This is a genomic window from Fictibacillus phosphorivorans (assembly GCF_007673525.1).
Classification (GTDB): Bacteria; Bacillota; Bacilli; order Bacillales; family Fictibacillaceae; genus Fictibacillus; species Fictibacillus phosphorivorans_C.
The window spans coordinates 3125574-3135815 of sequence record NZ_VDZU01000001.1 but is presented as its reverse complement, the minus strand read 5'-3'; the positions used below and the strand labels follow the sequence as shown (position 1 = coordinate 3135815).

11 protein-coding genes are annotated in these 10242 nt (G+C 39.6%); all 11 read left to right on the top strand.

Translation table 11 applies throughout. The annotated features are described in order from the left end of the window. Positions 1–245: 245 nt before the first annotated feature. Positions 246–1142 carry a manganese catalase family protein gene (locus tag FS458_RS15745; RefSeq protein WP_066391910.1) on the top strand — a complete coding sequence of 299 codons (897 nt, stop codon included), beginning with the start codon at positions 246–248 and terminating at the stop codon, positions 1140–1142. 87 nt (positions 1143–1229) lie between these two features. Continuing rightward, positions 1230–2051 carry a sensor histidine kinase gene (locus FS458_RS15740; protein ID WP_144702322.1) on the top strand — a complete coding sequence of 274 codons (822 nt, stop codon included), beginning with the start codon at positions 1230–1232 and terminating at the stop codon, positions 2049–2051. Beyond that, positions 2048–2680: a response regulator gene (locus tag FS458_RS15735; protein ID WP_186320582.1), complete on the top strand. Its 633-nt coding sequence runs from the start codon at positions 2048–2050 to the stop codon at positions 2678–2680. Before FS458_RS15740 ends, FS458_RS15735 begins: the two co-directional genes overlap by 4 nt. A 119-nt stretch (positions 2681–2799) precedes the next feature. Then, positions 2800–4173: a PepSY-associated TM helix domain-containing protein gene (locus FS458_RS15730; protein ID WP_144702319.1), complete on the top strand. Its 1374-nt coding sequence runs from the start codon at positions 2800–2802 to the stop codon at positions 4171–4173. Between the two features lie 23 nt (positions 4174–4196). Then, the gene (locus tag FS458_RS15725) at positions 4197–4838 is read left to right on the top strand and encodes an SCO family protein (RefSeq protein WP_144702316.1); all 642 of its coding nucleotides are present in this window, start codon (positions 4197–4199) and stop codon (positions 4836–4838) included. Positions 4839–5045: 207 nt separating this feature from the next. After that, positions 5046–5327 (top strand): DUF3817 domain-containing protein, encoded by a 282-nt coding sequence (locus FS458_RS15720; protein WP_066391923.1) that lies wholly within the window; start codon positions 5046–5048, stop codon positions 5325–5327. 429 nt (positions 5328–5756) lie between these two features. Next, positions 5757–6386 carry a flavodoxin family protein gene (locus tag FS458_RS15715; protein ID WP_144702313.1) on the top strand — a complete coding sequence of 210 codons (630 nt, stop codon included), beginning with the start codon at positions 5757–5759 and terminating at the stop codon, positions 6384–6386. Positions 6387–6402: 16 nt separating this feature from the next. Continuing rightward, complete coding sequence (gene egtB, locus FS458_RS15710; protein ID WP_144702310.1) at positions 6403–7686, top strand: ergothioneine biosynthesis protein EgtB; 1284 nt, start codon at positions 6403–6405, stop codon at positions 7684–7686. Further along, on the top strand, positions 7683–8648 hold the full coding sequence (gene egtD / locus FS458_RS15705; RefSeq protein ID WP_144702307.1) for an L-histidine N(alpha)-methyltransferase: 966 nt from the start codon (positions 7683–7685) through the stop codon (positions 8646–8648). Before egtB ends, egtD begins: the two co-directional genes overlap by 4 nt. A 145-nt stretch (positions 8649–8793) precedes the next feature. Then, positions 8794–9765: a ring-cleaving dioxygenase gene (locus FS458_RS15700; RefSeq protein ID WP_144703714.1), complete on the top strand. Its 972-nt coding sequence runs from the start codon at positions 8794–8796 to the stop codon at positions 9763–9765. A 143-nt stretch (positions 9766–9908) separates the two neighbouring features. Continuing rightward, positions 9909–10242 (top strand): peptidoglycan-binding domain-containing protein (locus FS458_RS15695; protein ID WP_144703711.1); only part of this gene is annotated, 334 nt, incomplete at its 3' end.

Sequence of the window (10242 nt, the reverse complement as noted above, 5' to 3'; positions counted from 1 at the left end):
CGATTCTCGAGGTTTGTGAGCGATTCTCGAGGTTTGTGAGCGATTCCTGAGGTTTGTGAGCGATTCTTGAGGTTTGTGAGCGATTCTTAAGATTTGTGAGCGATTTACGAGAATCGCGAACGATACCAGAAATTTGTGTTAATTCTTTATTTTATCTCCTCAATCTTCCTCATGAAATAATCGGTATAGTACAATCATAACTTCACATACCCTTAAACGACATGCAATCGTGAGGAGGAAGCTTTATGTTTAAACGCTTTAACCGGCTGGCGATCGAACTGCCGACACCGACGAATCCTGATGCGAATGCGGCAGCGGCAGTTCAAGAATTGTTAGGTGGTCGTTTTGGTGAGATGTCGACTCTTAATAACTATATGTATCAATCTTTTAACTTTAGAAAAAGAGGGAAATTGAAACCATTTTTTGACCTCGTCTCGAGTATTACAGCAGAAGAATTTGGGCACGTTGAGCTTGTTTCACACACGATCAATATGATGATTTATGGTACTACACATCCTGGAGATGTGAACGACGCACCGATGGCAGCTGCAACAGACAAAAGGAACACTCAACATTTTATTGGTACGGCACAAACATCCTTCCCTTTTGATTCGATGGGAAAAGCTTGGAACGGCGATTATGTGTTCAGCAGTGGAAATCTACTTCTTGATCTTCTGCACAACTTTTTCTTAGAGTGTGGAGCTAGAACACATAAGATGAGAGTTTATGAGATGACGAGTAACCCTGTTGCCAGAGAGATGATTGGATATCTTCTTGTACGCGGTGGTGTGCACGTATTGGCTTATGCAAAAGCGATTGAGATGGTAACAGGTGTTGATATTAAGAAGATGCTACCCGTACCTGATCTAGAGAACTCGGCGTTTGAAACGACGCGAAAATTTGAGGCAGAAGGCGTACACCGAAAGTTATATACGTTCAGTGATACGGATTATCGAGATATCGCATTAATCTGGGCAGGTCAGCATCCGTTAGGTGGTCCACTTGAGACAGTGATCGGCGCTCCAGCTGGTGCTCCGATGCCGGAGTTACGGTCTATCTCAGAAGAGTTTGCGCCAGGTATCTCTCATGAAGATTTTATGCAGATTGCTGAAAGATTGAAGAAAAATGCAGGAATAAGTTGATCAACCGGCGTATAATACGTCGGTTTTTTTTGTGGTATGATTTATGATGTTTATAGAATTAGTAAGAAGTGAAGGGAAGTCTGGCAGATGACATACAGACAAATTAAGTGGTTGATCCTGCTGATTCCAACAATCTCCGTTGGTTTATGGGAATACGTTAGACATACGGTTCTGTTGCCTTATATATCGATGAACACGGGAAACTGGCTCTCTGCCATCATCGTATTTCTTGTTACGCTTTATTTTTTGAATATCTTGTTTGGAAGATTAGAGCGTATGCAGCAGGAGCTACAGAGAGAACGGTCAGAAAAAGCGGTTTTAGAAGAACGTGAAAAAATTGCGAAAGAGCTGCATGACGGCATCGCACAGTCTTTATTTTTTCTCTCGGTCCAAGTGAACAAGCTAGGAAGTGAGTTTAGTAAGGATGATAAATCGTATAATAAACTCAAGAAAACGTTGCAGCACATTCACGATGATACGCGAAGTGCGATTCAAAATCTTCGAAACGTTCCAGCTCAAGATGATATTTCGTGGACTACATCATTAAATGCATTCTTCAATGAAATGGAGACTCAGCATGATTTCAAGATTCATCGAGAGTGGAGATTACAAGATGAAGATCTGACTTCAAAGGAAAAAATCGAATTATTTGCTTGTGTTCGTGAGGCGATTATCAACGTAATTAAACACGCTAACACGAATGAAGTATGGTTGGATACGATGAAAACTCCAAAAGGTTGGGTTTGTACGATTGTAGATAAAGGGACAGGATTTGATTCTCAAGAGCCAACAGAGGGTTTTGGTCTAAAAATTTTACATGACAGAGCGTATTCAATGGACTGGCAGCTAAAGATTACCAGCACGGCAGGAAAAACAACAATCACGATTGAGAAGGAGGGAAATGCATGATACAGCCTATTCGTTTATTGATTGTAGATGATCATCATCTTGCTCGAGAGGGTGTAAAAGAGATTTTAGAGTGTCAGACTGAGTTTGAAATTGTTGGTGAAGCATCCAACGGTTTACAAGCGATAGAGAAGACAAAAGCTCTTATGCCGGATCTTGTACTCATGGATATTTCTATGCCAAATATGAATGGGTTTGAAGCGACAAAAGAAATAAAAAAGCAGTTTCCAAACATAAAAATCGTGATTATGACGGTTTCTTATGACATTACGGACTGGTTTGAAGCTTTAAAGCGTGGGGCACAAGGATATCTTCTTAAAAATTTGAACACAGAAGATATGTTAAATGGATTAAAAGCTTATGCCATGGATGAAATACCGATGTCGAAAGAGATGGCTTTTCGAATTTGGAAAGAGTTTAAGAAGGATGGACAAGCTGGGCAAGCTCTGTCAGCACGGGAACAAGATGTGCTTCAATTGGTTGCCAAGGGGCATTCCAATAAGGAAATCTCAAAAGTTCTCAATATCTCTGAGAATACGGTTAAAACACATATGAAGAACATTTTAGGGAAACTGCATCTAGAAAACCGTGTACAATTAGCGAGTTATGCTTACGATAATGGAATCGTTTAATTTCCAGTGTCATACAATCGACACAATTTTATATTCGTAATCACCCTTTAGAGTGATTACCATTTCCAGCTTGTTGTTTATACTTTTCCATATTGAGTATGAATAAGGAGAATATAGATATGCAAGCAACAGCTTATAAGTTATCAGAAAACAACGAGAATGCTTCAAAAAAATCTAACAGTCTTTACCAGACGTTTTGGAGATGGCATTTTTATGGCGGAATTATATTTGCACCTTTTTTGATCTTACTTGCTATCAGTGGAGCATTATATTTATTCCAAGCTGAAATTGAAACGATGATCTACAAAGACAAGATCATTGTGCAAAAAGGTGACCAACCTCTTCCTCTCTCGCAGCAGATTGACACTGTTCAAGCGGAGTATCCTGGCGCAGAGATTGGTTCGGTCAGACTTCCGAAAGAAGATAATCGAGCTACTTTAGTAAAAGTGATAGAAAATGATGTTGTTACACAGGTTTATGTAAACCCATACACAGCGTCTATAACAGGAAGGATACTTGATGAGGATCATTTCAAAAATGTTGTCGCTAAGCTTCACAGTGAATGGATTGTTGGAGGAACGTTCATTAATCGATTCGTAGAACTTGCTGCATGTTGGACGATCATCATATTGGTGACAGGTCTATACATTTGGTGGCCAAGAAACAAAAAGACTTTCATGGGAACGATCTTTCCGCGCCTTAATAAGAATGGCCGCATGTTCTGGAGAGACCTTCACGCAGTGACAGCGTTCTGGCTGTCGTTGATGATACTAATCCTTATCGTTACTGGGCTGCCATGGTCAGGTGTGATGGGAGAACAGATCAACAAGCTGGCGACAAATGCAAATGCAGGTTATCCAACTTATGCATTTATGGCGCCAAATGCTGAAAAGACAACAGATGAGATCGCAGAAGATATTCCATGGGCAACGGAGAACAATCCTGCTCCAACATCAACGAAAGATGACGAATCACTTTCTGTAGATCAAGTGATGTACTTAGCTCAAGAGAACAAGATCCAAAAGCCTTACACGATTTCAATGCCTGCAGGAGAAGATGGCGTATTTACTGTTGCTTCTTCAAGAGATAAACCGGAAAATGAAGCTACCGTCTATTTTAACCAGTATAACGGAGAAATAGTAGAAGATGTGAGGTTTAGTGATTACGGCTGGATGGCTAAAGCGATTTCGATCGGAATTGCGCTGCATGAAGGTCATTATTTTGGTCTGGCTAATCAAATTTTAGGAGTAATAGCTGCTCTCGGTTTAGTAGCGATCGTCATCTTTTCTCTCATCATGTGGAAGAAACGTAAACCTTCTGGAAGATTAGGAGTACCAAAAAAATCGGACAAGAAGCTAAAACCGTGGATCATCATCCTCATGGTCATAACAGGTATTGTTATGCCACTCGCAGGTATATCTTTCGTTTTTGTATTCTTATTAGATCGCTTTGTAATACCACGAGTAAAACCACTTAAGGCTTGGTTGTCATAAAATTAGTAGAGGTGAAGAAAGAAATGAAAAGAATGATGCTGATTTTTGGACTGGTGCTGACGATGGCTATATTGTCTGCATGCGGTTCAGGCGGACCAAAGGACGAACACGAGAATCATAAGAACCACGAACAACATAATAGCGAAAGCAAGGAAACGTCTCAGTCATTAGACTGGGACGTTCAGTCGTTTTCTTTTAAAGACCAAAATGAGGCAGAATTTGGATTGGAAGATTTAAAAGGTAAAGTGTGGATGGCGAATTTTATCTTCACAAATTGTACAACAGTTTGCCCGCCTATGACTGCACATATGGCTAAACTGCAAGGGATGGCAAAGGAAGAGAAGGTTGATGTAGAATTTGTTTCTTTCTCTATCGATCCAAAAAGGGATAATGCTGATGCATTGAAGAAGTTTGGTGAAAACTATGACGCAGACTTTTCGAACTGGCACTTTCTTGGTGGCTATGAAGAGAAACAGATCGAACAGTTAGCAAGAGATTCATTCAAAACACCAGTAGTGGCTGATCCTAACTCAGACCAGTTCATCCATGCATCAGCCTTCTTCTTAGTGGATAAAGAAGGAAAAGTCGTATCCAGATATGATGGAGTAGAAAATACACCATACGAAGAGATAATTGCAGATATGAAAAATAGACTGAAAAAGTAAACCAGCTTTTTGGGGTAGTAGAAATAGAGCAAACACACCGGTGGAAAAAGGAAAGCTGAGGAAAAGCAAAATAGTTGGGGGTCTGACCCCAACTATTTTTTGCATTTGTTCACACAATAGTTATGGTTTGGAAGTCTAACTTCTACCTACTTATGATAAAACTAAAGATAGAATCGTCATTATGCAATAATGGAGGTATGTTCAGTTATGAATCCAATAAAAACGTTAAAAACAGTAGGATATCTTGAAGGAGCTTCGTTCTTAATCCTTCTTTTCATCGCCATGCCGTTGAAGTATTTCTTAGATCAGCCGATGGCCGTATCAATTGTTGGTGCTCTACACGGTCTATTGTTCGTTCTTTATATTCTAGTCATTCTGTATGTGTATAACGTGAAGAAGTGGCCGATTATGCGTGCATTCTTGGCATTAGTTTCTTCTGTACTGCCGTTCGGACCTTTCATTTTCGACCGCAAGTTTTTAAAAGATTAATACTGTTTGAGGGAGCCACCTTATTTAGGAAGGCTCTCTTTTTTTATGGAGTAAAGGTAGAGAAAGTGTATCATCTTTTGTCGAAAAGCCTATATTTTTCGATTTTTACTTAATTGTAGATGAATCAGACCTAATTATTTTATTTTAGACTTAATTTATAGCGTTTCCGGCTTAATTACTAGCGACCAAGACTTAATAAGCCTTCCCAACAATAACATATGCTAAAGATGTGCTTTCCACAGGAACACTGAACGTGCGATTGTCCTCCTCGGAAGGAAAAGCTAACTTCCCACTGCTCACTAAACCGATGTCCCTAGTAATTTCAATCGTTTTGTTCCCGTCATGTTAAGAATTCGTGTAAATTGTTTTAATTTTCTAATTTTCGGCTATTTATACTTTAATATGGTTTTAAACAGGAGGGACAATCTCATGATTAAAGCACTTCTACTTAATGCGTCTCTTAAAAGTGGTGATGAAGTCTCCAATACCGAAAGCTTGATGAACGAAGCGGTGCATATTTTTAATAAGAACAACATAGATACAGAAATGGTAAGGCTTGCTGATTACAGGATCGCTTATGGTGTTTCTGCAGATGAAGGAGAGGGTGACGAGTGGCCAGAGATTTTTGAAAAAGTGAAAAAGGCTGATATCCTCATCATTGGAACGCCGCTCTGGCTTGGTGAAAAGAGCAGCCTTGCTACTCAAGCAATAGAGAGGCTATACGGGGCCAGTGGTATGACGAACGAAAAAGGCCAATATATATTTTATAACAAGGTGGCAGGTGTTGTTGTGACAGGTAATGAGGATGGAGCGAAACACGCGAGTGCTTCCATTCTGTACGGCTTGTCTCACATTGGATTCACCATACCGCCGAATGTGGATACATATTGGGTTGGTGAAGCAGGTCCAGGACCTTCCTATATTGAAGCGGAAGGTAACAAGAATGAGTTTACGATGCAGCACAATAAAATAATGACTTACAATCTGATTCACTTTGCAAAATTATTAAAAGAACATCCTATTCCAACAGAAGGCAATGTGGTAGAAAGCATCAGCTAATTAAGGGAGGATATTTATGGCAATCGATCAGGTAGCGGTAGAAAGATTAATTGGGCAATTCGAGAGAATCAGATCATTATCTGAAAAACTAGCATCAAGACTTCAAAATGAGGATACGATCATTCAGGCGATGCCAGATGTGAGTCCGCCAAAATGGCATCTAGCACACACTACATGGTTTTTTGAACGATTCATCTTAAAAGAAAAGAATCCCTCCTATGTTCCTTTTAATCCAAAATTTGATTATCTTTTCAATTCATACTATGAAACGATTGGTTCGTATCATCCCAGACATTCAAGAGGCGTGCTTTCCAGGCCGTCGATGGATGAGGTGTATGCCTATCGTGACCATATAAACAGAGAAATCTTGAGTCTTCTTAAAATCTATGGAGATCAGTTACCAAAAGAGGTTGAGGATCTGATTGAGATCGGTCTTCAACACGAACAGCAGCACCAGGAACTTCTATTAACAGATGTAAAATATAACTTCAGCTGCAACCCTTTACTACCTTCGTACACAGAATCTCCGTCTTCACCTGAACACACAAATTCTGAGCAAAAATCGCAAGTCACTGAAATTAAGATTGAAGGAGGACTCGTTGAAATTGGTTTTACAGGAGCTGGGTTCTCCTTTGATAATGAACGACCACGTCACAAAGTTTGGCTGAATGCTTACGAGATATCTTCCCATCCCGTCACGAATGAAGAATATCTTTCATTTATTGAGGCGGGGGGATATGAGCAGCCTGAGCATTGGTTGTCAGATGGCTGGGCAACCGTTAAAAAGGAAAAATGGAAACATCCTCTTTATTGGCGTAAGAGTGAGGATGGCTGGTACACGTTCACATTAACAGGTGAAAAGAAATTAAATCTTGATGAACCTGTCTGCCATGTAAGTTTTTATGAGGCAGATGCTTTTGCTAGGTGGAGCGGAAAAAGGTTGCCAACAGAAGCAGAGTGGGAACATGCGATGAGGTCCCTCCCAATAGAAGGGAATTTTGTTGAAGAAGAATCGTTTCATCCAATGGTGGGTGAATCTTATTCAAAATCACCGATCAAGAAAGCCTTTGGAGATGTTTGGGAATGGACCTGTAGCCCATACACATCCTATCCTCAGAGTAAACCGCTTGAAGGTGCGCTCGGTGAATATAATGCAAAATTCATGTGCAATCAAATCGTTTTACGAGGTGGATCATGTGCAACCTCTAAATGGCATATTCGACCTACTTATCGTAACTTTTTTCAAGCCGATAAAAGGTGGCAGTTCAGCGGAATTCGCTTAGCGGGGGATCTCACATGAAAACGATAAGATCGAACGTTCATTATCACATCGGAAACGAACCTGAAACAGATATGTATAGTGAAGTACTTCATGGATTGCGACAAGAGAAAAAGTTCATTTCACCTAAATATTTTTATGATAAAAAAGGTTCTGAGCTGTTTGAAGCGATTACGATGCTCGCAGAATATTATCCGACCCGAACAGAACTGCTGATCTTAAATAAATATAAAGATGAAATGGCTCACGCGATCGGAAGGGATACGGCACTCGTAGAGTTCGGAAGCGGCAGCAGTGAAAAAGTTAGGACACTTCTTGAATCATTGCCTGAACTTAAAGAATATGTACCGATCGATATCTCTAAAGATTTTCTGTATCAATCCGCACGAGCTCTGTCAATTGAATATCCTCATCTAGACGTGCATGCTGTGTCTGCCGATTATACGGATAAGTTTGAGGTGCCTGATCTCAAATCTAAACGCAAAGCGGTGTTCTTTCCGGGATCTACGATTGGAAACTTTGAGCCTGAGGAAAGAATAAATTTTTTGAAGATGACAGCGGATTTTCTTAAGCCAAAAGGCGGTTTGTTGATCGGTGTAGATATGAAAAAAGATCGCGCTGTGTTGAATGCGGCTTACAATGATAATAAAGGGATCACAAGTCAATTCAATATTAATTTACTAAACCGGTTAAACAGAGAACTTTTGGCAAACTTTGATCTCGAAAAATTTCAGCATCATGCTTTTTATCATGCTGAAAAGGGCAGAATTGAGATGCATCTTGTAAGCCTGGTAAATCAGATGATAACCATCGGTAATGAAAATGTCTTCTTTACTGAAGGAGAAACTATCCACACTGAGAATTCTTATAAATTTACGATTCAAGAGTTTCAAAATATGGCGAGACAGTGTGGATTCACACCTAAAAAAGTGTGGTGTGATGATAAGAACTGGTTCAGTATGCATTATCTGGTTGTCGAATAGATTCAAACCTAAGGGACTCCTTTTATCAGGAGTTTCTTTTTTCGTACACATGTTAATAACATACGAACGTACTCAAAGCTTTTTATTGGGCATTTTCTTAGCAAAGGGAGATAATAAAAGAAAATGGAATGGAAGAGGGATTATGATGAAACTTAAAGGAATTCACCATGTTTCCGCGTTAACTGCAAAAGCCCCTGAAAACTTTAGATTCTATACAGAAGTAATGGGCTTAAGATTGATCAAAAAAACGGTAAATCAGGATGACACAAGTGTTTATCATTTGTTTTATGGTGATGAAAAGGGGAATCCAGGAACAGAGCTTACGTTTTTTGAAATTCCGATGGCTGGAAGAAACCATGATGGTAACAATAGCATTTCAGCTATCTCACTTCGCGTAAAAAATGATGATGCGCTTCGCTTTTGGAAAGATCGTTTAAAAGAACATGGTATTAAAGCAGAAGAAATAATGAAACGTGCAGGCCGTAGCACATTGGCGTTTAGAGATCCTGAAGGTCAAAGAATGATTTTAGTCTCGGATGAAAATAACAAAGGAGTTGCAGGTGGTCAGCCGTGGAACAAAAGCACAACACCACTAGAATATGCAGTCGTTGGGCTTGGCCCTGTAAGGTTAACTGTGCCTTCAGCTGAACCAACTGTAGAAGTGCTAACTGAACTATTAGGTTTTAAAAAAATTGGAAGCTACGCACCAGAAGTGACTGGTCAACCTGAAATTATAGTGTTGGAAACAGGTGAAGGGGGAAGTGGTGCTGAAATTCATGTAGAAGAACGAAATGACCTTCCTCAAGAACGACTTGGTCGAGGTGGAGTGCACCATGTTGCCTTTCGAGTTGATAATGAAGAAGAACTTCATGAATGGATTGAAAAAGTAAAAACATCACGCTTTCCGAATTCCGGATTTGTAGATCGTTTTTATTTTAAATCTCTCTATTTCCGTGAACCAAATCGCATTCTTTTTGAACTTGCAACAGATGGTCCAGGATTTGATACGGACGAAGATATTGAACATCTTGGTGAGTCACTTGCACTACCACCATTCTTAGAAGCTCATCGAGAAGAAATCGAAGCGAAATTAAAACCACTTGATACAAAACAGTAAAATTCTTATGGCCTGAATCTTAACGGATTCAGGTTTATTTTTTTTGCTTAAATTTTTTGAGCGAGAACCCGACATAAAAAACGTATTTTAGGAAAAATTATAAAACGTTACAACAATATAAAGAAATAAGGAGATGTCACAAGATGTATTGGCAAAAAAACGCAAAGAATATAACGAAGTACGTTAGTGCTTTTGTTTTGGCATTAGCTCTACTTTTAGGTACTTCAAACGCTGCTTCTGCAGTTGGGAAAAATGCAAAAGGTCCCGATGTGTATGCAATTCAATCCATGTTAAAGTCTCTAGGCAGTTATTCTGGGAAAATAAATGGCTACTATAATGCCTCAACAGTAAAAGGTGTTAAGTATTTTCAAAAGAGTCACGGACTGCCTGTGACAGGATCAGTCGATGCACGTACGTATCAATCTATTCTTTATGCTTACTCTTCATTAAAATTACCTAAAGTTCGTCAAGGCGGCG

Bases quoted from the DNA above. Each gene is read 5' to 3' on its own strand.
- FS458_RS15730 (WP_144702319.1), top strand. From the start codon at position 2,800: ATGCAAGCAACAGCTTATAAGTTATCAGAAAACAACGAGAATGCTTCA.
- egtD (WP_144702307.1), top strand. From the start codon at position 7,683: ATGAAAACGATAAGATCGAACGTTCATTATCACATCGGAAACGAACCT.
- FS458_RS15700 (WP_144703714.1), top strand. From the start codon at position 8,794: ATGAAACTTAAAGGAATTCACCATGTTTCCGCGTTAACTGCAAAAGCC.
- FS458_RS15735 (WP_186320582.1), top strand. From the start codon at position 2,048: ATGATACAGCCTATTCGTTTATTGATTGTAGATGATCATCATCTTGCT.
- egtB (WP_144702310.1), top strand. From the start codon at position 6,403: ATGGCAATCGATCAGGTAGCGGTAGAAAGATTAATTGGGCAATTCGAG.
- FS458_RS15745 (WP_066391910.1), top strand. From the start codon at position 246: ATGTTTAAACGCTTTAACCGGCTGGCGATCGAACTGCCGACACCGACG.
- FS458_RS15720 (WP_066391923.1), top strand. From the start codon at position 5,046: ATGAATCCAATAAAAACGTTAAAAACAGTAGGATATCTTGAAGGAGCT.
- FS458_RS15725 (WP_144702316.1), top strand. From the start codon at position 4,197: ATGAAAAGAATGATGCTGATTTTTGGACTGGTGCTGACGATGGCTATA.
- FS458_RS15715 (WP_144702313.1), top strand. From the start codon at position 5,757: ATGATTAAAGCACTTCTACTTAATGCGTCTCTTAAAAGTGGTGATGAA.
- FS458_RS15740 (WP_144702322.1), top strand. From the start codon at position 1,230: ATGACATACAGACAAATTAAGTGGTTGATCCTGCTGATTCCAACAATC.